This window comes from Devosia sp. SD17-2 (assembly GCF_029201565.1).
Lineage (GTDB): Bacteria > Pseudomonadota > Alphaproteobacteria > Rhizobiales > Devosiaceae > Devosia.
The window spans coordinates 847370-870468 of sequence record NZ_CP104002.1 but is presented as its reverse complement, the minus strand read 5'-3'; the positions used below and the strand labels follow the sequence as shown (position 1 = coordinate 870468).

General features: G+C 62.1%; 23 protein-coding genes. 6 read left to right on the top strand and 17 right to left on the bottom strand.

The features are described from left to right. Positions 1–47: 47 nt before the first annotated feature. Entirely contained in the window at positions 48–524 is a 477-nt protein-coding gene (locus NYQ88_RS04360) for a molybdopterin-dependent oxidoreductase (RefSeq protein ID WP_275653749.1), read from the bottom strand. Positions 525–957: 433 nt separating this feature from the next. Here NYQ88_RS04360 and NYQ88_RS04355 point away from each other — a divergent pair, with 433 nt between their 5' ends. The 3 genes from NYQ88_RS04355 to NYQ88_RS04345 all read left to right on the top strand — a co-directional run bounded on the left by NYQ88_RS04355 (position 958) and on the right by NYQ88_RS04345 (position 2952). Continuing rightward, positions 958–1707 carry a Crp/Fnr family transcriptional regulator gene (locus NYQ88_RS04355; RefSeq protein ID WP_275653748.1) on the top strand — a complete coding sequence of 250 codons (750 nt, stop codon included), beginning with the start codon at positions 958–960 and terminating at the stop codon, positions 1705–1707. A gap of 82 nt (positions 1708–1789) precedes the next feature. After that, positions 1790–2077: a hypothetical protein gene (locus NYQ88_RS04350; RefSeq protein WP_275653747.1), complete on the top strand. Its 288-nt coding sequence runs from the start codon at positions 1790–1792 to the stop codon at positions 2075–2077. Between the two features lie 35 nt (positions 2078–2112). After that, positions 2113–2952, top strand: a complete 840-nt coding sequence (locus NYQ88_RS04345; RefSeq protein ID WP_275653746.1) for an aldo/keto reductase — start codon at positions 2113–2115, stop codon at positions 2950–2952. A gap of 63 nt (positions 2953–3015) precedes the next feature. On the opposite strand, the gene NYQ88_RS04340 is transcribed toward NYQ88_RS04345, so the two are convergent. From NYQ88_RS04340 to NYQ88_RS04270, 15 genes are all read right to left on the bottom strand, one after another. Further along, complete coding sequence (locus tag NYQ88_RS04340) at positions 3016–3234, bottom strand: hypothetical protein (RefSeq protein ID WP_275653745.1); 219 nt, start codon at positions 3232–3234, stop codon at positions 3016–3018. Beyond that, on the bottom strand, positions 3231–3392 hold the full coding sequence (locus NYQ88_RS04335; protein WP_275653744.1) for a DUF3606 domain-containing protein: 162 nt from the start codon (positions 3390–3392) through the stop codon (positions 3231–3233). Before NYQ88_RS04335 ends, NYQ88_RS04340 begins: the two co-directional genes overlap by 4 nt. Before the next feature lie 55 nt (positions 3393–3447). Next, the gene (locus NYQ88_RS04330; protein ID WP_275653743.1) at positions 3448–4560 is read right to left on the bottom strand and encodes a YihY/virulence factor BrkB family protein; all 1113 of its coding nucleotides are present in this window, start codon (positions 4558–4560) and stop codon (positions 3448–3450) included. A 47-nt stretch (positions 4561–4607) separates the two neighbouring features. Continuing rightward, the gene (locus NYQ88_RS04325) at positions 4608–5696 is read right to left on the bottom strand and encodes a DUF3618 domain-containing protein (RefSeq protein WP_275653742.1); all 1089 of its coding nucleotides are present in this window, start codon (positions 5694–5696) and stop codon (positions 4608–4610) included. Next, a complete protein-coding gene (locus NYQ88_RS04320; protein WP_275653741.1) occupies positions 5696–6109 on the bottom strand; it encodes a phage holin family protein in 414 nt (137 codons plus the stop codon). The genes NYQ88_RS04325 and NYQ88_RS04320 overlap by 1 nt, the downstream gene beginning before the upstream one ends. Then, positions 6109–6867: a hypothetical protein gene (locus tag NYQ88_RS04315; RefSeq protein ID WP_275653740.1), complete on the bottom strand. Its 759-nt coding sequence runs from the start codon at positions 6865–6867 to the stop codon at positions 6109–6111. Before NYQ88_RS04315 ends, NYQ88_RS04320 begins: the two co-directional genes overlap by 1 nt. 207 nt (positions 6868–7074) lie before the next feature. Beyond that, positions 7075–7329, bottom strand: a complete 255-nt coding sequence (locus NYQ88_RS04310) for a hypothetical protein (RefSeq protein WP_275653739.1) — start codon at positions 7327–7329, stop codon at positions 7075–7077. After that, positions 7326–8507 carry a zinc-dependent alcohol dehydrogenase gene (locus NYQ88_RS04305; protein ID WP_275653738.1) on the bottom strand — a complete coding sequence of 394 codons (1182 nt, stop codon included), beginning with the start codon at positions 8505–8507 and terminating at the stop codon, positions 7326–7328. Before NYQ88_RS04305 ends, NYQ88_RS04310 begins: the two co-directional genes overlap by 4 nt. Next, positions 8507–9049 (bottom strand): SRPBCC family protein, encoded by a 543-nt coding sequence (locus NYQ88_RS04300; RefSeq protein WP_275653737.1) that lies wholly within the window; start codon positions 9047–9049, stop codon positions 8507–8509. Before NYQ88_RS04300 ends, NYQ88_RS04305 begins: the two co-directional genes overlap by 1 nt. Before the next feature lie 194 nt (positions 9050–9243). After that, positions 9244–10191: an ABC transporter permease gene (locus NYQ88_RS04295; protein ID WP_275653736.1), complete on the bottom strand. Its 948-nt coding sequence runs from the start codon at positions 10189–10191 to the stop codon at positions 9244–9246. Next, on the bottom strand, positions 10188–11051 hold the full coding sequence (locus NYQ88_RS04290) for an ABC transporter permease (RefSeq protein ID WP_275653735.1): 864 nt from the start codon (positions 11049–11051) through the stop codon (positions 10188–10190). The genes NYQ88_RS04295 and NYQ88_RS04290 overlap by 4 nt, the downstream gene beginning before the upstream one ends. Next, a complete protein-coding gene (locus NYQ88_RS04285; protein WP_275653734.1) occupies positions 11048–13123 on the bottom strand; it encodes an ABC transporter ATP-binding protein in 2076 nt (691 codons plus the stop codon). Before NYQ88_RS04285 ends, NYQ88_RS04290 begins: the two co-directional genes overlap by 4 nt. A 2-nt stretch (positions 13124–13125) precedes the next feature. Next, the gene (locus NYQ88_RS04280; protein ID WP_275653733.1) at positions 13126–14691 is read right to left on the bottom strand and encodes an ABC transporter substrate-binding protein; all 1566 of its coding nucleotides are present in this window, start codon (positions 14689–14691) and stop codon (positions 13126–13128) included. 49 nt (positions 14692–14740) lie between these two features. After that, complete coding sequence (locus NYQ88_RS04275; protein WP_275653732.1) at positions 14741–16270, bottom strand: M81 family metallopeptidase; 1530 nt, start codon at positions 16268–16270, stop codon at positions 14741–14743. Between the two features lie 245 nt (positions 16271–16515). Continuing rightward, positions 16516–17982 (bottom strand): M81 family metallopeptidase, encoded by a 1467-nt coding sequence (locus tag NYQ88_RS04270; RefSeq protein WP_275653731.1) that lies wholly within the window; start codon positions 17980–17982, stop codon positions 16516–16518. 298 nt (positions 17983–18280) lie between these two features. On the opposite strand from NYQ88_RS04270, the gene NYQ88_RS04265 reads away from it, so the two are divergent. Next, a complete protein-coding gene (locus NYQ88_RS04265; RefSeq protein ID WP_275653730.1) occupies positions 18281–19771 on the top strand; it encodes a M81 family metallopeptidase in 1491 nt (496 codons plus the stop codon). Between the two features lie 28 nt (positions 19772–19799). On the opposite strand, the gene NYQ88_RS04260 is transcribed toward NYQ88_RS04265, so the two are convergent. Beyond that, positions 19800–20819, bottom strand: a complete 1020-nt coding sequence (locus NYQ88_RS04260; RefSeq protein ID WP_275653729.1) for a LacI family DNA-binding transcriptional regulator — start codon at positions 20817–20819, stop codon at positions 19800–19802. A gap of 119 nt (positions 20820–20938) precedes the next feature. Between NYQ88_RS04260 and NYQ88_RS04255 the strand changes: the two genes are divergently transcribed. Further along, positions 20939–21892 carry a glycoside hydrolase family 68 protein gene (locus tag NYQ88_RS04255; RefSeq protein WP_275653728.1) on the top strand — a complete coding sequence of 318 codons (954 nt, stop codon included), beginning with the start codon at positions 20939–20941 and terminating at the stop codon, positions 21890–21892. A gap of 2 nt (positions 21893–21894) precedes the next feature. Further along, positions 21895–23052, top strand: coding sequence for a serine hydrolase domain-containing protein (locus tag NYQ88_RS04250; protein ID WP_275653727.1), 1158 nt, complete (start codon positions 21895–21897; stop codon positions 23050–23052). The last annotated feature ends 47 nt before the right edge of the window (positions 23053–23099 follow it).

Below are 23099 nucleotides of genomic sequence, written 5' to 3'. Positions count from 1 at the left end.
GACGCTATTTCCATATCTAGGTCGTCGGCCATATTGGGACCGACGGGCTAATGAACGGTGATTTCCTTGACCTGCCAGACAGCGCGTCCGTAGTAGGGCTGCCCCTGCAGAACCGGATTGCTGTCAAATGGGTAGACGACGAAGAACGGGCCCTGATCATCAACCGGCATGTATTCGCCGTTGCGCTTGAATGCCAGGATCGTGCCGAACTCAGCGAAATCGGCGGTGGGCACGTCGACGCTATAGTCGTTCAGCGCGGTGACAACCGTGGTTTCCCCGTCCGCATTGATCTCAGCCAGAAGGTCGGTGAACAGCACGCCCTCGAATGTCACGACGCCCTCGTTCCAGGGCGTGGTGGTCTCGACGGTGACCACATTCATGGCCTCGAGTTCATCACGGGTGAATGTGGCGGTCTCGGTTGCGCTGGAGACGGTGATGACTGGCACATCCTGGGCCACCGCGCCAAAAGGAGAGGCCGCGGTCAGGGCCATCGCAAGAGCCGCAAAAATACGCTTCAGGGCCATGGTCAGCTCCTTTGTTTCCATAAACTACGCTTTGAGCTCTTAAAACCGGTTAAGCTCTAGACTAAATCATAATGGACTTAACGCCCTCTGTGGGCGCTGTACGCAATTTTCCCCAATGCGCGACGATGCGCACGGAAAAATGATCACGTCAGCTGGGCCATTAAAACATGGCTCCACCATGGCGCAACGCGATAGGTGGCAAAAGGTCACCGACCTAACATTCCGGGTATAAACCCGATCATCTCCTCCGCCCGAATTATTGCAGCGCCAGCGCTGTTAATCCATCTCTTTGTCGCGCCTCATAAAAAAATCTTTCGGCCGACGCATCCGTTCGCGGCGATCCCCCGTTGCCTCTGGGCTCCCCCGCCGCGCCATAACAATGATGGTGCGGCGGGCGGAGCCGACATATGCTCAAGGTCTGGAGGGTTGGAGCATGGCGGATGATATTCCCGAGCCGGATCGGCAGTTAAAGCCGTTCTTTGACCGGATCCGGTTGCGCGATGTACTTGGCCCTGACGAACAAGTGGCTATCCGGGAAGCGGGGCGCGATCGATTGCAGTTTGCTCCGGGCGAAGATCTGGTCCGCGAGGGCGACCGCCCGATGAACAGCATCCTGCTCACCCGCGGCATTACCTGTCGCTATCGCCTCGTCTCAGGCGGAGCACGCCAGCTGATGGCCATCCATCTGCCCGGCGACTTCGTCGATCTGCACAGCTTCCTGCTCAAGGAAATGGACCATTCCGTCGGGGCGCTCACCGCCTGCGATGCAATCACCTTCCCGCATGACAACCTCGTCAGGGTGACCGAGCGCTTTCCCCATCTGACCCGCATGTTCTGGTTGCTGACCCTGATTGATGGCGCCACCCACCGCGAATGGCTGGTCGGCCTGGGCGTTCTGTCTGCCACCCAGCGCGCCGCCCATCTCTTCTGCGAAATCTATCGTCGGCTCGAAGTCATCGGTCTCGCCCGCGATTACCGCTTCAGCTTTCCCGTCACCCAGACGGCCCTGGCCGATGCCGTCGGCACCTCATCCGTTCACGTAAATCGCGTGATCCAGGAGCTGCGCCAGCGCGAGCTGATCACCTGGGAGGGTGGCATCATCACCATTCGCGACTGGCCGGCTCTCGCCAGGCTCGCCGACTTCGACGACCGCTACCTCCATCTCAGCCGCGAGCGTCGCTGACCTGGGTTAGCTGGGCCGGACGCAAGGCAACGCAAGCTCTCCACGGATCGTTGGTGACCACCAGCTTTCCAAGGAGTTTCCAATGGAAAACCTTCCCCGCGATCCAATCGCATCCGGCTTCGACAAGAAAGCCGAGGCGCATTTTCTGTCCGATGAATTCGGCACCAGCGCCATCACGGCCGCCGCGCTTGTGGCCGACACGGACGCCGAGGCTGAAACATTGGCCGCCGAACTCCTGGCAGAACAGCAGGCTGACGATCCCCTCGCCGACGCGCCCGTTCCCGATCCGCAAAAGGATCCCCAACATGTCGAGCCACGGATCGGCGATCTCGAAAAACCGGTTCAGCACCGCCCATCGGCCGCCAGCTGACCTTCAACACTCCCTTTGACGAGACCAGAAACGCCATGTCCAACATCCCCCAGATTTCGCTCAACGACGGCAATTCCATTCCCCAGCTCGGCTTCGGCGTATGGCAGGTGCCCGATGACGAAGCCCATCCGGCTGTCGCCGCCGCCCTCCGCTCCGGCTATCGGCTGATCGACACTGCCGAGGGCTACGACAACGAGGAAGGCGTCGGACGCGCCATAGCCGAGTCCGGCATTCCGCGCGACCAGCTCTTCATCACCTCCAAACTCCGCAATGGCGCCCACGATTACGAGGAAGCCAAAAAGGCCTTCGACCTCAGCGCCGAAAAGCTGGGGCTCGACTATCTCGACATGTTCCTCATCCACTGGCCCGTGCCCGAACAGGACAAATACGCTGACGCCTGGCGCGCCCTTGTCGAGCTGAAAAACCAGGGCCGCATCCGCTCCATCGGGGTGTCGAACTTCCTGCCCAGCCACATCGACCGCGTCGTTGCCGAAACCGGGGTCAAGCCGGTGATCAACCAGCTCGAACTGCACCCGCAGTACCAGCAGCGCGACATCCGCGGCTATCACGACCAGCACGACATCAAGATCGAGTGCTACAGCCCCCTCGGCAGCGGCGCTGTTCTCGACAACGAGACCATCGCCGAAATCGCCGAAAAGCACGGCAAGAGCGTCTCGCAGATCATCCTGCGCTGGGAACTGGACCAGGGCCTCATCGTCATCCCCAAGTCGACCCACGAGGAGCGCATCGCCGAGAACTTCGATGTCTTCGGCTTCGAGCTCGACGACGAGGACCGACGCCGTATCGACGGCCTCGATGACCCCGAAAACGGCAAGACCGGCAGCTTCCCCGAGACCATGAATTCCCTCTTCTAGGCGCCGCCACTACCCGGCAGCAAAAAGCCCGAAGGATTTCCCTTCGGGCTTTTGTTTGGCCTCTTATTTGGCGCGGGCGGGGCCCGATCCTTTGCTGTCCGACAAAGGCGCAGCCTTGCCGTCATGGGCATAGGAATTGGGGCCGATCCCCTTGTCCTTTGGCGGGTTGGCGCCACCGGGATGGGGGATCTTGTCATAATCCTCCTCCTCGGTGGGATGGGGGTCGGCTACGTCGTTCCTGTCGGCGGTTCCCGGTCCGGTGGGCAGTCCGAGCTTGTTCATTTGCCCAGTTCCTTTTCCACCGCCTTGCGGCTGTTTCCCGCGGTCTTGACCGCATCCTTCACCGCTTCCCGGCTGCTGCCGGTCTTGCCGGCCTCATAGTCGACCTCATGGTCCTGCTGGCCGGCGACGCGGTCGCGATCTCGCTTGCTGTTGGGCATGGTCCTCACTCCATTTCTCTCGATGAAGGGATAACGCAGCCCGACTCCGCCGGTTTCACTCGGTTGGTCCCGACCGGTCGCTCTGCCCCCGCCGCAGCAGTGCCGAGACCCCCAGCGCCAACCCCAGCGATTTCACCGGAAACCGCTGCCGCACTCGATGGGTGGTCTCAGCCTCGACGCCCTTCTTGGCGCGCGGCCAGGTTTCCCCCACACTGTCGGCCATATGCGCCCCGCGCGCGCCCAACTGCTGGGCCGGCCCGCTCGTCGTATCATGCGCCGTCTGGTGCTCGATTTCCGAATTCAGCTCCGCCCCGACGATAACCAGAGTTACCGAAATCCACAGCCAAGTCATGAGGCCGATCACCGCCCCCAGCGAGCCATAGGCCGCATTGTCGTCGGAAAAATTCGCGACATACCAGGAGAAGGCAATCGAGGTGAGGCCCAGCGCCAGCACGGCAAGGATCGTCCCGGGCGTAATCCAGCGCCACTTGGCGTTCTGCCGGCTTGGCCCCCAGCGATAGAGCGCGGCCAGTGCCAGCGAAATCACTGCCAGCATCATCGCATAGGCCGCCACCCGCACCGTCCACGCCAGCCCATCCCCGCCGGGCAGATAGGCGATGATCAGCGGCATGACGATTACCACCGCCGCCACCAGCACCGCCCCGACCGCACCGGCCAGCGTAAACAGCAGCGCCAGGCCATTGAACACGAGGAAGGAGCGCTTTTCCTTCTCGTGATAGGCAATATTCATCGCGTCGAACATGGCCTTCACCCCGGCGCTGGCGCTCCAGAGTGCGATGGCCAGCGACACCAGAAGCGTCAGTCCCAGTCGCTCGGTGCTCTCTGCGGTCAGCCGCACCAATTGCTCGCGAATGATGCCCAGCGCCCCCGGCGGCACAATCCCGGCCAGAAGTTCGAGGTGCCCCACCGCGTCTGCGGGATTGTTGAAGAGACCATAGATGGACACGAAGGCATTGAGCGTCGGCACCAGCGCCAGCAGCACGTAAAACGCCACGCCGGCTGCCGTCAGCAGGATGCGGTCCTCGGCAATTGCCTTGAACAGGCGCCAACAAATATCCCGCCAGCCGGCGGGAGGAATTTGCGTGGGCGCCGTCGCATTGCGTCCGCGTCCCGATTGAGCCGCGTTGCGCAGCACGGTCTTGTCCATGTGTTCCCCCAAGGCAAGGCGGGGAGGCCATTGGCCTCCCCTTTCGGTCAGATGGTGCTGGAGCCGCCAGTGCTGCCAGTGCCCGGGTTATTGTCTCCAACGAGGCCTTCCTTGGCCTGCTGGTAGATTTCGCCGGTCTTTTCGCTGGCCGTGGCATAGAGCTCGGCAGCCTTGTCGCGGCCCTGCTCGTAAAGCTCGGACGCGGTTTCGCCGACGCGTTCCTTGACGGCATCAGCCGCCTCGCCCATCAGCGCATCTTCCTGCTCGGTCCGCGGCAGGGCCGCGCCCATCGCCGCGCCAAGCGCAAAGGCCAGGGCGCCACCGACGAGGGGCTGATCGCGGAACTGGTGCATGATGGTGCGGTTGAGGCTATCGACCTGATGCATCATCGCGTCACTGGCCTGGGAAGCACGCGCCTTGCCCATGTCGGCGCCCGAGCTGATCGCGTCGCGGGCATCGTGCAGCTTCTCGCGGGCCTTCTGCCAGTTCTCGGCGGCCCAGCCCGTTGCGTCATCGAGCAGATTGCCGGCCTCGTCGCGGAAGTGCTTGACCTGTTCGCCGGCGGCATTGGTGAAGCCCTTGTAGCGATTGCCGGCCTCATCCATGAAGTGCCCCGCGCGCCGTCCAGTAGCGTCAGAACGGGCCCGGAACTTTCGGCCGGCGTCGTCGGCAAACTCGCTGAAGCTGCGGCCGTGCTCATCGCGAACACTACCGAGCCGCTGCATGCTGCCACCGGAGATAATGGTGACCGGATAGTCCTCGTACTCGTCGAAATCATCATCGTCATCATCGACGCCATAGCCGCGATTGCGATTGATGCTCTCGTCCCAGGCCCGGTCGGACCGCTCATTACGTGAATAGCCAGAAGCGCTACTGCCCTGCCCCGGCTTCGCCATCAGCCAGGCGAGACTGACGCCCAGCAGCGCCACCGGCAGGGGATTGGCGGTCACATTGCGCTGCAGGCTCGCGACAAACTCGCCGCCGCCACCCTTGGTATAGGCGAGCAGCTCGTCCACCAGCTGGCCGGGAGAGAGTTTCTCCTGGATCTGGTCAATCGTGTCCTCGACCCGGTTGCGCTGCATTTCGATTTCGCGCTGCAGCTCTGCCGAGCTCTTCTGATCGTCGTCATATGCCATCACAGACGCTCCTTGACGATGTCGGCGTCTCGGCTGAGCGAGGCCGCCGTGCGGTTCAGGTTGAGATTGCTCGCCTTGAGGGCGCTGATCCCTTTGGAAATGGACATCCAGCCGGCGATGCCGACGATGGCGGTGACCACGAAAGCAGCCAGGGCATTGGCCATCGTTGGGTCCATCCCCTGGTTGACGAAAAAGGCTGCGATCAGCGACACCACGGCGCTCAGCAACACGCCGAGCGCGCCAAGCGCCAGCACGCCGCCAATGGCGATGGAAGCCACGCCGCCCATGGTCTGGGAGACTTTCTCACCGGCCTCTGCCTTGGCGAGCTGGATTTCCTTGCGGAAGAGGGTCGAGAGGTCATTGACCAGCCCGCCCAGCAATTCCCCGAGGGGACGGCTTTCAGGTGCAGCCATCAGTAGCCTCCTGTCCGATCATTCTGCCCGGTCTGGGTGGCCTGCGACAGCTCGCTGCGGTAACCCTCGGACGGAGCGTTCTGGCCGGAAGTCGAACCCTGGCCCGTGGCGCTTCCCGGCGTACCCGCCCCATAGGACGAACCGGTTTTCCCGTAGGACGAACCCGAATTCACCGATCCGGGTTCGGATCCGCTGTTCTGGGTAAAGCCATAGGCGCCACCCTGTCCGCTGGCGGAAGCGCCGCCTGAGGCCTTGCTGTCGCGCCGATGCGCGGAGGCCATCGCAAACCGACTGGCGACAAAACCCGCAAGGGCAGCGGCCCCAAGGAAGGCGAGTGGCTGCTTGCGGCCGAAGTCCTGGGCAAGGCCCATCAGGTCATCGACGTCACGCTCTTCAATGGTCTTGCCCAGATTTGTCAGGCCCGAGGCGAGGTCGCGGGCATAGCGCCCAACCACCGGCTGGTCGGAACCATCCAGCTCGTCGGCCACCTTGCTGATGGCCGTGGCAATGCCGCCGATCTGGCCTGCAGCCAGATCCTTCTGTTCGACGGCAAAGGATTTGGCTTTCTCCTTGGCCTCTTCAACCTTGGCGCCGGCCTGGTTGCCCAGTTCCTTCACGTCCTCTGCCGCCTGCCGCGAGATCGCGTCCAGATCATGCTTGGCGGTCTCGGCCACCTTGCTGAGATCGCGCTCGGCCTGTGGGGGAATGGGAGAGGACGATACGCCGCCAGAAGACCCAACGGGATTGTCGCTGCTCATTTGCAAACTCCTCATGCATCATACGGCTGTGGCTGCCGCTCTCGATGACACAACGAGGCCTGCCTCCCCTTCGTTCCAAAAGGCACATGGGGCAGAAATAAATAACACAGTTAAATCAATGAGTTAAAAGCGCACAAGCCAAGCCCGGCGCAGACGCGCCCGTCAGGCTCGGCTCGGCATTCCCACGCTTCCCGCGTGGTAACGGGGCTACCAGTGGCCGCGAAGGCGATCCACCAGTTGAGACAGCATCAACGCGCCAGCGGGCGTAAAGATCAATTTGTCCCCGCTGATTTGCGCGAGGCCCAAACGCTGCAGTTCGCTTGCAGCCTTGGGGTCAATCCGGTGACCCGAGGCATCTGCCGTCATCACTGCGGATACCACTTCCCCACCGCTCAGTTGGTGGAACATGGCGAAGGCGAAAATCGCCAGCGCCTTGTCCGTGAGATCGTTGGGCGTGGTCATGCCACCCCACCGGGCTTGAGAACCACCTTGATCCACTCGTTCTGCAGATCATGGAAATTCTTGTAGCCCTTGGGTGCGTCTTCGAGTGACAGGCGATGGCTGATCAGGAAGGTCGTGTCGATCTCGCCTTCCTGGATGCGCCTGAGCAGATCCTCGGTATATTTCTGCACATGGGTCTGCCCGGTCCGGATCTGGAGGCCCTTCTCCATCATCGCGCCGAGCGGCCACTTGTCGAGCATGCCGCCATAGACACCCGGCACAGAAACGCGTCCGCCCTTGCGGCAGGCCAGAATGGCCTGGCGCAGCGCGTGGCCCCGATCGGCGCCCGGAGCGATCTTCTGCTTTATGACATCGAGCACATTGTCCGGCGAAAAGCCGTGCGCCTCCATGCCCACCGCGTCGATCACTGCGTCCGGTCCGATACCGCCGGTCATCTCCATGAGGGCTTCGCGGACATGGGTCTCTTCGAAGTTGATGATCTTGGCCCCGAACTTCTGGGCCAACGCCAGCCGGTTCGGATGGTGGTCGATGCAGATGATCTGCTCGGCCCCCATCAGCATCGCGCTTTGCACCGCAAACAGCCCCACCGGGCCAGCGCCCCAGACGGCCACCGTGTCCCCGGGCTCGATCTGGGCATTTTCGGCCGCCATCCAGCCGGTTGGCAGGATATCGGAGAGAAAGAGCACCTCATCGTCTTCCATCCCGTCCGGGATGACGATCGGGCCGACGTCGGAAAATGGCACGCGCACATATTCCGCCTGCCCGCCGGCATAGCCACCGGTAAGGTGTGAATAGCCGAATGCGGCGCCCATGCCGTGGCCATAGAGCGCTTCGGATGCATCCTGCTTTTCAACCGGATTGGCATTGTCGCAGGCCGAGTACTGCAGCTTGCGGCAGTGAAAGCACTGCCCGCAGGAAATGGTGAAGGGAACGACGACCCGCTGGCCCTTCTGAAGCGTACTCTTGGGGCCGGTTTCCACCACCTCGCCCATAAATTCGTGGCCCAGGATATCGCCCGACTTCATGCCAGGGATCACCCCGTCGTAAAGATGCAGATCCGAGCCGCAGATCGCCGTCGAGGTGATCTTGATGATGGCGTCGCGCGGGTTGATGATTTCCGGATCGGGATGGGTATCAACGCGCACATCATTGGTGCCGTGCCAGGTCAGTGCGCGCATCAGTGTTCTCCATCATTGGCGTGGTGATTGGCCCCGGTGGCGATCTCGCCTGCCTCCATGAGCATCTTGAAGCGCTTGAGCTCGTGCCGCGCCTGGATATTGGGCTCAGCCTGGAAGATCTTGGCAAAGAGCCTGCCAAGGTCACCGCCGGGCGGTTCGTAGCCGATCTCGGCGCTGACCACCGTGCCCCGGTCCGCCGGAGCGTCCTCGAAAGTCACCCGGCCCTTGGTCTTGATCTCAGACCCCTCGACCGACTGCCAGCCCAGCACCTCGTTCTCGACCACCTCGACCAGCTCGGTCTCAAGCGTCACATGCTGTCCGACCGGCGCCTTGATGGTCCAGCTTGACCTGTCGCCGGTGACGTCGATCTTCTCGACCGCATGCATGAACTGGGGAAGGTTGGAAAAGTCGCGCCAGAAGGCAAAAAGCTCGTGGCGGGGCCGGTTGATCGTCACGCTGCGCCCGACAATGGCGAGCTCGCCATCCTTGTCGTCGCGCTGCGCCTGCTTGGGGGCGTCGTCCTGCGATGTCTCGCTCGCCATCGGCATGCTCCTGGATAGTGTCGGGGTGTCGATCCGCTGCGTTCTCGACGCGCGTCACGACAGTCAGACAAATCCAATCCATGCTGGTGGTGATAGTTCCTGCCGCTAACCTCGGCTGGAACCACCAATTCTCATTTCGGCCCGCCTCGATGCTAACAGTCTGCTAACCAACTCGCCGCAAATGCCACATGCGGTCAGCTGTAGTCGATGCGCGGATCGACATAGGCGTAGAGCACGTCGACGACGAGATTGATGAGGATGTAGAGGACGAGGATAACGACAATACATCCCTGGATCAGCGGGTAGTCGCGCGTCGAAATCGCCTGGATCAGAAGCCGCCCGAGCCCGGGATAGGTGAACACCGCTTCGGTCACGACCGCACCGCCGATGAAGTTTGCCACCATCAACCCGACAATGGTGATGAACGGCAAAAGCGCATTCCGCATGATGTGGACGCCGACAATTGTATGCTCCGGCAAGCCTTTGGATCGCGCCGTGCGCACATAGTCGGCATTGAGCTCGCTCACCAGCGAGGCCCGCAGGAAGCGCGCCAGAATGCCCGAGACATAGATCCCCAGCGTCAGCGCCGGCATGGCAAGGTTCCGAATCGCCCCGATCGGATCCACCCAGATCGGCACATAGGCTGAGGCCGAGGGTAACCAGCGTAACTGCACGGCAAACAGCAGGATCATCAGAATTCCGAGCCAGAAGGTCGGCACCCCCAGCGCCACCGCGCTCCAGCCGCTCAAGACCCGGTCAATCCACGATCCCGGCCACAAAGCCGAGAGGATCGCCACCGGAATTCCTATCGACAGCGCCACGATCGTCGCTGCCCCCGCCAACTGCAACGTCGCCGGAAGACGCTGTCCGATCAAGGTCATAACTGGCTCACGCCCAAAGATGGACATGCCGAAATTGCCCATCAGCGCCTTGATCAGCCAATCGAAATACTGAACCAGCACCGGCCGATCGAGCCCCAGCTCCGCCGTCACCGCCGCAATCTGCTCCGGCGTCGCATTTTCCCCCACCAAACTGCCAATCGGCCCGCCCGGAACGGCGTAAAGCATGCCCCAGACGCCCAGAGAGGCGATCAAAACCACGGGCAGCAGCTGGGCTAAGCGCCTGATAACAAAGCCGATCATGGCGTGCCCTCCAGTTTGGCCCCAGCCAGCGTCGAGCGCCGGCCCAGCCGATTGTCGAGATAGCGCCCCAGCGTATCGAAGGAGAGGATGGTCAGGGTCAGCACGATCCCCGGCAGCACCGCATAATAAGGCGCCTCATAGAGATAGGACTTTCCAGTCCCCAGCATCTCCCCCCAACTCGGGGTCGGCGGCGGCACCCCGACCCCGAGGAAGGCCAGCGCCGCTTCGAGCAGGATGGCGACCGAACAGAGCACCACCACCTGAACAAGGATCGGGCTCCACGAATTGGGCAGGATGGTGCGGAACATATTGTAGGTAGACGACCCACCAAAGGCTTCCACCGCCGTCACAAAATCGCGTTTCTTGAGCGACAGCACCTGGGCTCTGGTGATGCGCGCAAAGCTCGGAACGCCGGTAATGCCCACCGCTATAAAAGCCGCCATCTGGCTGCGCCCGAACACGGCGATCATCGCCATGGCAAAGAGGATTGCCGGCAAGGCGAGCAGGACGTCGACAAACCGCATCAGCACCGCATCCCGCCAGCCGCCGAAAAACCCGGCTATGAGGCCTATCGGCACCCCGATGGACACGGCGATCAACACCGCCGCCCCAGCCGTCAGCAGCGAGGTGCGCGCCCCGAAGATCACGCGGGAGAGGATATCCCGCCCGAGCTCATCCGTGCCGAACAGGGCCGCACCGGACGGCCCCTCGAGCGAGCGCACCAGATTTTGTTGGAACGGCTTGAGCGGCAGAAATTCTGCCAGCGCTGCCAAAAAGATAAGGACCGCAAGGTATATAACCGCCAGCATCACCCCACGGTGCTGACCGATATCGCCCAAAAGCGCGCGCAGCTTGGTCATGATGCCACCTCCACGCTCTTGCCCACCGGATCGAGCAGAGGCCCGGCATGATGGCAGGCAACGCGGGTTTGCGATTGTCCATAGGGGAGGAATTCAGGCGCCTCAGTCGCGCAGACTGAGGTGGCGCGAAAACAGCGCGGATGAAAAGTGCAGCCGCTGGGCGGCTTGGCCGGATTTGGAATTTCGCCTTCGAGGACAATGCGCCGCCGACTGTCCCGCACCGCCGGATCCGGCACCGGGGCCGCTGATAACAGGCTCTGCGTATAGGGATGCACCGGCCGATCATAGAGCTCGTCCCGCGTGCTCTCCTCGACGATCTTGCCCAGATACATCACCGCCACGCGGTCTGAGATATGCCGGACAACCGAAAGATTGTGGGCAATGAAGAGATAGGCGAGCCCCAGCTCGCGCTGCAATTCCTGAAGCAGGTTGATCACTTGCGCCTGAATGGAGACGTCGAGCGCCGCCACAGGTTCATCGAGGATCAAGAGGCGCGGCCGAAGCGAAAGCGCCCGCGCGATCCCGATACGCTGCCGCTGCCCGCCCGAAAACTCCGATGGCAGGCGGCCCATCATCGTGCGCGACAGACCCACCATGTCAAAGAGCTCGGCAATATGATTTTCGCCGCCAAACTCTTCATAAATCCCATGAATTCGCAGCGGTTCGGCCACGATGTCGGCCACCGGCAGAACCGGATTGAGCGAGGAATATGGGTCCTGAAAAATATACTGCATCTGGCGCCGGGCGAGCCGCATCTCGCCGCGTCCGAGATCCCGGATGCTCTTGCCTTCGAAGGCGATCTTGCCCGATGTTGCCTTGACGAGGCCCATGATCGTCCGTCCGGTCGTCGTCTTGCCGCAACCGGACTCCCCGACGAGGCTCACCGTCTCTCCCGGCCGAACCGACAGACTGACGCCGTCGACCGCCCGCACATGGCCAACTGTTCGTCGCAAGATGCCCTTGCGGATCGGGAAATGGACCTTGAGGTCTTCAACAATCAGCAGCGGCGCCTTGTCGGCGACCGATCCCGGCGCCTCACGCGGCGTAGCGACCACAGCTTCGAGGGCAATCTCCCGAGCAAAGTGGCAGGCCGCCTGCTGTTTCGGCGTCACCGCAACGAGTGCCGGATCCTCGGATTGGCAGATCGGCCGACCCACCCCGAGGCTGCAGCGCGGATGGAAAGTGCAGCCCGTCGGCAGGTCGCTGGGCGTCGGCGGCTGGCCTGGAATGGGCTCCAGCTTGTCCGATTGTCCATCGACCCGCGGAATAGAACGCAGCAGGGCGCGGGTGTAAGGATGGCGCGGCGCGCTGAACAGCTCGCGGACAGGGCCGGTTTCGACAATGCGCCCGCCATACATGACCGCCACGCGATCAGCGACTTCCGCCACCACGCCCAGATCATGGGTGATGAGGATAACCGCGGCCCCGGTTTCAGCCTGGCGGCGGGCCAGAACCGCGAGAACCTGGGCCTGGACAGTAACGTCCAGCGCGGTCGTGGGCTCGTCAGCAATGATCAGATTAGGTTGCCCGGCCATGGCCATGGCGATGACGGCGCGCTGGCGCATACCACCGGAAAACTCGTGCGGATACTGCTGCGCCCGGCCCTCCGGGTCGGCAATATCGACCTCACGCAATAGCGATACCGCCCGCTGCGGCGCTTCGCTCTTTGCCAGCAGCCCGTGTGCGACCTGGCCCTCGGTAATCTGGCGTCCGACCGGCAAAACCGGATTGAGGGTTGTCGATGGGTCCTGGAAGATAAAACCGACATCGCGTCCGCGCATCTGGCGGAGCGTTTCCGGCGCCGCGCCGATCACGTTGGTTTGCCCGATCCTGACGGAGCCGGAAACCCTGGCGGTGGGCGGCAGAAGGCCGGTGACCGCCAAGGAAGTTACGCTTTTCCCCGAGCCGCTCTCGCCAACGATGCAGAGCACCTCATTGGGATAGACATCGAAATCGATCCCGCGCACCACGGGCACCGCACGACCAGACCCAAGAAACTCCACCTTCAGATTGCGAACCGAAAGGACTGGTTCGATGGCAGAGCTGTCTGCTGGCCGCGCGGTACCCGTCATGATTACTCCGTAAAGCCGAGGGTACGAGCAACCAGAAGGTTGTCCATATCCAGGGTGAAGCCATCGAGCTTGGGCGAAGCCACGATCAAGCCGACATCGAAGGTATTGGTCGGAATGGCGAAGGACGCTTCCACCAGCACTTCATTGAGGTTGTCGTAGGCCGCCTTGACGGCGTCCGCCGGGCCCGGCGTGCTCTCGATACGCTTGATCGCCTCGACATAGTCAGAGAACGGATGCGGGTCTTTCAGGACCGGGTTGTTGGCGATGCGATAGATCGAATTGGTCGCCACGCGCGTGGGGAACTTCTGGATATTGCCCACCGCGCCAAAGGTGGTGTGGAAGTCACCCGCCAGTTGCGCGTCGACATATTCAGACCCCTGCCGGATATCGAGTTCGACATTGATCCCGACCTCGGTCAGCGTGCTTTGGAGGATCTGGCTGATCGCCACCGCAGGCTGGTCGGTGCCATAGGTCAGGAGCTTCCAGTCGCTTTGCTGCTCGGGGGTGAGACCACTTTCGGCCAGCAGGGCCTTGGCCTTTTCGATGTCGAACGCGTACGTGTCGGTATAGCTCGCGTCGAACGCCGGGCTGGCTGGAGCCCAGGGAAGGGCCACGGGCTCACCAAGGCCTGCATAGCCAATCTTCAACATGCCTTCGCGATCCATCAGATAGTTGAAGGCCTGACGGAATTTCTGGTTAGTGAAGGGCTCCTTGGTGGCGTTGATACGGAACACCTGCGTTAGCGGACCGGGGCCACGCAGCACCTGATACCCGGCGGCCTCGAGGCGAACCGCACTGCGCGCTGTTCCATTATAGACAATGTCTGCAGCACCGGATTCCAATGCGGCCGAGGCCGATGCGTCGTCGCTGAAGATCGTGAACTCGAGCGTATCGAGGGTCGGCTCGCCGGAACGCCAGTAATTGGGGTTCCTCTTGAGCACGACCGACTGGCCAACGGTTCGGCTGTCGAGAATGTAGGGGCCTGTACCGGCTGGCACGTCTTCGACAGTGTCGATGCCGGCAGCCTCGATCGGAATCATGAACTGCAGGAGATCAAGGATCTGGCGCTCGGGAACCGGCGCATTGAAATTGATCTTGAGCGTGTGCGCGTCCGGTGTTTCCCAGTCCTTGACGATGCCCATGGTGGCGTAGACGTTCTTGCCACGGGCCGGATCGGCCGCCTTGACGAGGGTGGCAGCGACATCAGCCGATGTGAAGGCATTGCCACTCGCGCCGAATGTCACGTCGTCACGCAGCTTTACAGTGACCGATGTACTGTCGTCGGCGATGGCCCATTCGGTGGCGAGGCTGGGGATCGCTTCGCCCTCGGGCGTATATTCCACCAGGCTGTCATAGAGGTTCTTGATCAGGAAGAAATTCACTGTCGAGAACTGCTGGGGATCGAAATTGGTCATGTCGGCCAGGATGGCGACCCTGAGCGGCCCGCCCTTGAGTTCCTGGGCAAAGGCGGCTGTTGGCGCCAGGCCGGTTGTGATGGCGAGCGGCATGGCTGCGGTCAGCAGCGCAGCGCCCAGAAGCCGGAGTGGTCTGATCAGTCTCTTCTTCACGGTAGTGTCTCCCATGGTCTTCAAAAAGAAAAATGAGGCACGTAACGAACTAGACGAAACGATGTGACGGTGCGGCGCCCCCTCCCCCCGGCATCGTTGAGACGGCACGCCAGTCCGCGACTGGATCGAGCGGATAGATAGGTCGCGGAATGCGCTTCCACGGCAGGGTAAAAACGTCGGACTGTCCCGGCCCGGGCGTGTCTGCCCGGATGACGCAGCTGGCAATCTTGGAAAAATACTGGAAGTTGGAGGCGGTCTTGAGCACCGCAATCCCATAATCGCGCGGGTCGACCCCAAAGGCCTCATAGAGCTCGGGCAGATTGCCGGCGAGGCCACGCAGCTCGGTGATCATCATGGTGACCGGGCCGACATCGAAAATGACGGCAACACCAAGGTCGATCTCGCCGTGGTGCCCCTCCACGATATTGAGCCGCCCGCCGCCGACCTTTCGAACAGTTCCGGTGACCGTGATGGGCGTAAAGAACTCCGGCGCCGCATCGCCGCCGAGATCGATGGTGACCTGCGCGCCTTCTCCAGCGTCTGCCAATTGGCGGGCCGCCCTCGGAGAGATCATCGGAATTAAAATGGGCTTCTTGGTGCCCAGACGAAGCACGGCTTCCAGGATGACATTGCTGTCGCCGGCAGCCCCACCGAACACCGTGTCTCCGGTGTCAGACAGGACGACGAATCCATCGGTTTCAGCGTCGGCCATCACGACCGCTGCATCGACGTCCACGGCCTCCCGTTCCTGGAATGCGTCGCGCAGGGACCAGCAGAGATCGGCGAGTTCGTCGGCGAGCTCCTCTGCCAGCGCCTGGTCGTTGTCGGTGACCACGACCGTCGACCAGCCCCCCTCCGCCACGTCGAGCCAGGGCTGCATCGGATAGTTTGACGCCTGCAGAACCCTTTTGTCCGCTTCCATGGCGCGGGCCCGGTCGAACCAGATCTTCATCGGCCCGTGGGCGGTGAGAAACTTTTCCTGGTGCGACACCAGCGGGATTTTCCGCCATGCCGTGGTTGGCCTGAGGTTCTCGGAAATGATCTTGAGCAGAAGCTCGGTGCCGATCACCCCGGTATCGAAGACGTCGTGAGGCTGCGTCCGATGCCCAACGATGGCATCGACGTTGTCGATGATCTGCTGAGTGATATTGGCGTGATGGTCGAGCCCCAGGACGATCGGGACATCTGGACCGAGGATTTTCCGGCATAGCGCCGCCTGCGCGCCCTCGACGTCGTCGAGATCTTCGGCCGCACAGGCGCCGTGCAGCTGCAGCGCCAGCCCGTCGATCTGACCGGCCGCAGCAAGCCCCGCCTCGATCTTGCGCTGGAAATGCTCGAAAGCGTCATTGGTGATGCGCCCGCCGGCGCACGACCAGGCCCGGATGATTGGGACCACCTCGATGTCGAGCTTGGAGTCGGCGATTGCCTGGAAAAAGCCGCCGATCTGACCGGAGGCCGTCATGCGATCGGTGATCTCCTGGCCTTCGAATATGCCGAAGGACTCGTAGTCCTTCAGCGTCGTCGGCTGCGGATTAAAGTCGTTCGTCTCTTGGCCGATATAGATGACGGCGATGCGCATACGACTCCCCTCGCTGGCCAGCGACAAGCGTCGCCGGACCCATCGACCCCAAATTCCAATCATCAGATTGTGCCGGATCACCGGCTGTATTGCGGCACCTCCCTCAAGGCGCCACAACTTCCCTCCATCGCAGGCTATGGACGCTCCTGTGGGGCGTCAATCACGCCGTGTTCCACCTCAAGAAACAACTGCAACCTCTCCGGCAGCCCATTTCCATCCCAGCCCGACGGTCCCTTGCACCGGCGCTACAGAAGCGGATTGCGATCCAGCGGCGCGATCGGGCGACGCAGTTTTGTATAGGCGATCTTGCGTGGATCGCTCGGAAAGGCCCCCCCCGTATCGAGATAATGAATGGCCGCGGCAATCTTGGAAAACGCCGCGTAGAAATGATTGGAGGACTTCACCACCACCATCTTTTTTTGCCCCAGGTCGATCCCGAGATTGGTGAAAGCCGGAGGGCTGAATGTCTGGGCGCGACCGGTCACGAGCACAATATCGACATTGCCGATGCTGATCGCAGCCGCGGGCCCGAGAGAGACCCAGCTCTGCTCGAAAGGGATCAGCAGGTCGTCGCTCACGGCCTTGATGAAGACATGGGCATCAATGGGTGTGCCCGAAGTTTCCGCAACCTTGCCGCAAAAACGCAGGCGGATGGTTTCGCCTGCCCCGGCCGCGCGACAAAATTGCACGGCTACCGGGTCCCACAGCGCGCCAATGGCCGAGGGAATTTCCGGATGCGCGAGCAGCTCGCGGACCATGACAGACGAATCCCCGGCAACGCCGCCGCCGGGACTATCCCAACGGTCGGCGAAGACGATCGGCTGGCTCGGCTCCCGCAGGGCCTGCGCCACAGCTTCTGCCGGCTTGAAATGCGGCGGAGAGGATGAGCCAGGCGGCCAGGCGAGGATTTCACGCCCCAGAGATTCCGCCAGCGCCTTGGCCTTGCCACGGTTCGCCTCGCCATCGGCAACCACGAAAACCTTGCAGCCAACATCAGGCACGTCAGCCGGCGTGAACCCGTGCGTCACTGAAATCGAGAGGATCCCGTCCTTGCCCTCCATGGCGAGGAGACGGTCGACAAAGCTGCGGCCAGGCTCGCGACTGGTCATGAAGCTCGAGACCAGCGAGCGCATGTCGAACACTTCGGTGACGGGGTGAATCTCACCGCGCGCGGCCCGCAGGCAGAGCTCCATCAAATCCTCTGCGCGCGCCAGAAAATCGGTATGCGGGAATTCCTTGAACGCGACTAGAATGTCAGCGCTATCGACCCGCAGGCGCGTCAGATGATGGTGCATGTCGAGCTCGGCGCCAATCACCACATCGGGCCCCACGATTTCGCGCGTACGAGCCAGAAGATCGCCCTCTGGATCGTCATAGCCCCGCGCAACCATGGCGCCGTGAAGGCCATAGATAACGATATCGACGGGCATGGCTGCCCGGAGCTGATCGAGGATTTCATCGCGGAGGCTTTCATAGGCCTCTCGTGAAATAAGACCCGCCGGCTCGGCCCAGGTCGCTGTGCCCTCGATCAGCGTAAAGCCATCTGTCTTGGCCCTCCGCCGCGCTGCCACCATCGGGCCCGAACACAGGGTTGGCGTATCCGGATGGGTCCCGGGAGGACAATAGAAGGCTGTTTCGAAGCCGCTGCGATCCGTAAAAATAGGCGAGAACGTGTTGGTCTCGGTTGCCAAAGATGCTGCGAAAACGCGCATAAATCCCCCAAAGCCTCCAGGCGATAGCGATTGTTCCACCCAACGGAACAATCGGAAGTTCTGCTCTTTCCCAAATCTAAGTAGGCTTTAAATGCCACTGTCAATGGCAATAATATACGAGATACTCGCAAGTATTATTGAATTGAAATTTTATCGATTCCGCCGCCAGGCACGTACTGGTACCGGACTCGACTACATTTACACACGCCAGCTTCCAGCAATATAGCCTAGTTCACGACGCACTCGCCGCAAGAAGTTCACTGCGCCGCGCTCTGACTACTTGAGAACGGAAACGGACATGACAAAGACAATTCTCATTGCAGCCCTGTTCCATGAGACCCATTCTTTTGTCGAGCAGGGGACTTTCTTGTCCGACTTTTCGATCAGGCGCGGCGCTGAGCTTCTCGCCAGACGCGGCGACGCGTCGACGATTGACGGGTTTCTGGAGGTCGCTGACGAGGAGGAATGGACCGTCATTCCGGTCAATGATTACCACGCTGCGCCCGCAGGACCTGTGGATCACGCGGTGTTTGTCCAATTCACCAATGAGTTGTTGACGGCGCTGCGCCAGAGCCTCGCCAGTGGTCCGCTTGATGGCATCTGGCTGTCCTTGCATGGCGCTCATGTCACCACCCAAAGCGTGGACGTGGAAGGCGACCTGCTGCGGATGATCCGCGCCGTTCCGGGTGCAGAGAACCTGCCGATCTTCGGCGTCTTCGATCTTCATGCCAATTTCACCGAGCTGATGTCGGAAGGCGCAAATTGCCTCGTGGCCTATCGGGAGAATCCGCATACCGACAGCCGGGACATGGCCGTGCTGTCGGCCCGGCTGCTCGCCCGCAGCCTTGCCGAGGGCGTGTTGCCACGCATGTATACGCGCAACGCCCCCGTCATGTGGGCACCACCCGGCACGGGCACAGCTGACCGCCCCATGAAGGATCTTGAAGCGCTCGCCCGCCAGATCGAGGGGGAGGGCAATGGCATATGGATCGCCAATGTCATCGGCGGCTACTCCTTTTCAGACGTGCCGTCGGCCGGTGTCGCCTTTTCCGTTGCAACGACCGGCTCCACGGAAGATGCAATGGATGCCCTGGACCGGCTCGAAAGACTCGCCATTGACCTGCGGGAACTGGGGCAGCCGCCCGAATGGGACCTTGATGAAGCGGTGCTCGAGATCAAGTCCAAGAGCAACGTCGGCGGCCCCTATCTGATTGTGGAGCCGTCAGACAATATCGGCGGCGGGGCACCGGGCGACGACACGGCCGTTCTGCGTGCCTTCCTTCGCCATGGCATCACAAATGCAGCCGTTGCGATTGCCGATGCGGAGGCAGTTGCCGCGCTTGCCGACGCGCAGCCAGGCGAGAAGGTGAAGCTCACGATCGGCGGCAAGGGCAGCGCGCTTGGCGCCGGCCCCCTCGAAGTTGAAGGCATTTTTCTGCGCAGAAGCGACGGCAAATATGTGCTTGAGGATCGGAACAGCCACATCGTGGCCTCGCGCGGCGTTAATATCGACATGGGCCCATCGGCCGTCATCGAGGTCGCCGGCGTGACCATCCTGCTGAGTTCGGACCGCATGGCGCCCGCAGACCTGGGACAATTGCGTTCTCAGGGCATTATCCCCGAGACGCTGAAGGCCGTCGGCATCAAGGCCGCCGTCCAGCATCGCCGGGCCTATGACAAGATCATGCGTGGGTCGTACACGGTTTCGACCCCGGGCCCATGCACCAGCAAGATCACCACCCTGCCCTACAAGCGTCTCCGCCCGAACGTATTTCCCTTCGACGCCTGACGCTTGGAAATGGTCGCCCTGTCGGCGCTTACGAGACGTTCCGGATCGAGCCGCGCTCGATGACGGGCATGGCCAGCATGGCACCGCTTTGGGGGTTGGGCTGCAACAAAAGCTCGACCGCTGCCCGACCCATCTCCTCATGCGGCAGCGCGATAGTGGTCAGTCCCGGCCGCAGATAGGACGCTATCTCGTCGTTGTCGAAAGAGACGATCGAGACATCGCCGGGCACGCTCAGCCCGGCTTCCGCCAGCGCCTGATAGGCGCCAAAGGCCAGTCGGTCATTGAGGCAGAGAATGGCTTGTGGCCGCCTTCGCGACAGAAGCTCCGTCGACAGCGTGTAGCCGTGGTTCGGCTCCCAGTCCCAGCAGCTGAGTTCTTCCGTGAACCGAAGACCCGCGTCACTCATCGCGTCCCTTATGCCGGCCAGTCGCCGCGTGATCATCTCCGAGCGGAACATGCCCTCTTCCGCCTCGGCATTGTGCCCCAGAAGCACGATATCGCGGTCGATGCCCGCTTCGAGCAACAACCGCACCGCGTCGCGTCCGCCCCGGTATTCATCCGGAAGCACCGATAGCGGGAAACGGGCACTGGTCCCGTTCAGCATCACCACCGGCGCATTTAGCACCACATCGGGCACGAACACTTCGCGCGCCCGCATCGCGGCGAAGATCAACCCGTCCACCTGGCGGTCGAGCGCTGCCTGCACCGCCTTGATCTCGCGCGCCGGGTCCCCTCCGGTTTCGAGCACCAGCATCACATATTTCGCTTCTTCGGCAGCGGCCAGCGCACCGCGGATAAGGCCACTCGCGAAGCGCGTGGTCGCGACATAATCCGAGATGAAGGCAATCGAGCGCGTCTTGTCGGTACGGAGCGCCCGGGCCGCGACATTGGGCCGATAACCGAGGTTCGCCGCTGCGGCATGCACCTTGTCATGGGCCTCGGCGGAAAGCCTTGTGTCGGTCTTGCCTGTCAGGATCATCGACGCAGCCGTCGTGGACAGGCCGGCGAGCCGGGCAACATCGGCCAATGTGACACGCTTCTTAGGCAAACGGCTTCGCTCCTCTGTCTGGCCGGCCAGACTCCCGCATCTGGGATAACCACGCCCGTGCGGCTTGACAATGGTCGAGCATCGTAGCATTTGCTAAATGGTTTTAGCAGGGGGGGGAAATGGCTTTCAACCGTCCGGATCATTGGGTTTGGGATTTTTGGCTCGCCGATGACGGCGACCGCTTCCACCTCTTTTATCTCCATGCCCCCAAGTCGCTGGGCAATCCCGATCTGCGTCACCGCAATGCACGTATCGGTCATGCAACCTCAACCGACCTGACCAATTGGACGGACCACGGCCTGGCGTTTGACGCAGGTGCGTCCGGCAGTTTCGACGGCAGCGCCACCTGGACCGGGTCCATCATCCGCGACGACAATGGCCTATGGCGCATGTTTTACACTGGCTCGCGCTTCCTCTCGTCCGACAGCGCAGCCAATATCGAAACCATCGGCGTTGCCACCTCGCCCGATCTGTTCACCTGGACCAAGCAGCCCGGCCCGATCTGTGTGGCGGATCCGGCGCTTTATGAAACGCTCGGCACCTCGAGCTGGCCCGAAGAGGCCTGGCGCGATCCCTGGGTTTTCCGTAATCCGGGCGACGACACATGGCACATGCTGATCACCGCTCGCGCCAAGACGGGCACGGAACCTGATCGCGGCGTCATGGCCTATGTCACATCGCCCGATCTCGACACCTGGACCGTCCAGCCTGCACTGAGCGCAACCGGCTCGGGCTTTGCCCATCTCGAAGTCTTTCAGGTCATCGAGATCAACGGCCAGAACCACCTTATTTTCTGCTGCGATACGCCAAAACTCTGTAGGCCGCGCATGGGTGAAGAGGGCGGTGTGTGGAGCCTGCCCGTCGGCGCGATGCCCGGCGCTGTCGACTTCTCCAACGCGCGCCTTCTGGTCGATGAGCGGCTCTACGCCGGCCGCATCGCCAAGGACCGCGACGGCAAGCCATTTCTGTTGGCGTTCAATAATGTCACCGAAGACGGTGAGTTCATGGGCGGGGTCAGCGATCCGATCCCGGTACATGTCGGACCCGATGGCTACCTCGCGGTGGAGGGATAACGATGTCCATTGAAATCCAGGGGCACGTTCAGCCCGGTTTCGAGCCGGTGGCTGAAGCCTTCCAAAACGCCTTCGCCGATCGCCCGCAGATGGGAGCGAGCCTCCATATCGTTCGGGGCGGCGAGACCGTGGCCGACCTCTGGGGGGGCGTAGCTGACGCGCGTGACGGCCGTCTTTGGGAAAAGGACACACCGACCACGATCTTCTCCTGCACCAAGGGGCTGGTCTCGATCCTCGCCGCCAGGCTGGTGGAAGAAGGTCGCCTCGATTACCGGGCACCTGTCGCGCAGTACTGGCCTGAATTTGCCGCCGCCGGCAAAGAAAACGTCACTGTCGGCGAGGCGCTGTCGCATCAGGCTGGACTCTCCGCACCGCGTGCCGATCTCAGCGAAGACGACATCGTCGACTGGGATCGCGTCGTCTCCGTCCTCGCCGCGCAGGAGCCGCTTTGGACGCTTGGTACGGGCTATCAATATCACGCCCTGACCCACGGCTGGGTCGCCGGCGAAATAGTCCGCAGGGTCACCGGCAAGTCTGTCGGGACCTATTTTCGCGAGCTGATCACCGCGCCACTTGGCGTCGATGCGTGGATCGGCCTGCCGGACGAACACGCGAAACGGCCAGCGCATATCCGCGTCAGCCAGCCGCTGCAGAACCTTTGGGCAGAAGAGGCCAAGAAGACCGCGCCGAACTGGCCTTATAAGGCCATGACGCTGGGCCATGCGCTGCCTGTAGATCTCGTCAGCGAAACCGGCGGTTTCAACGCCGCGCGTATTCGCGCAGCAGAAATCCCCGGCGCGGGCGGCATCGCCTCGGCAGAGGCGCTGGCCACCATATGGTCCGCCGTTGTCGCGCCCACGCGCGGCGTGCGCCTCCTTAATGCCGCTACCATTGGCGATGCGACCCGCGCCCAGAGCCAGGGGAAGCCCGTTTTCGGCGGTGACCCGCCTTACTCCCGCTGGGGCTATGGCTTCCAGCTTGATTCCGAAGCGCGGCGCTATCTTGGCGACGCCTGTTTCGGCCATGATGGCGCTGGTGGACAGGTCGGCTTTGCCGACCCCACCCGCCAGATCGGATTCGGCTTTGTCACCAATTGGATGATGGGGCCGGAGGATCAGCGTGCGACCGAGATTATCTCGGCCCTGCGCTCGATCGTCTAAGTCATCCGTTGCGCGCATTCGGCCATATTGACAGCGTCGAGTGCTCG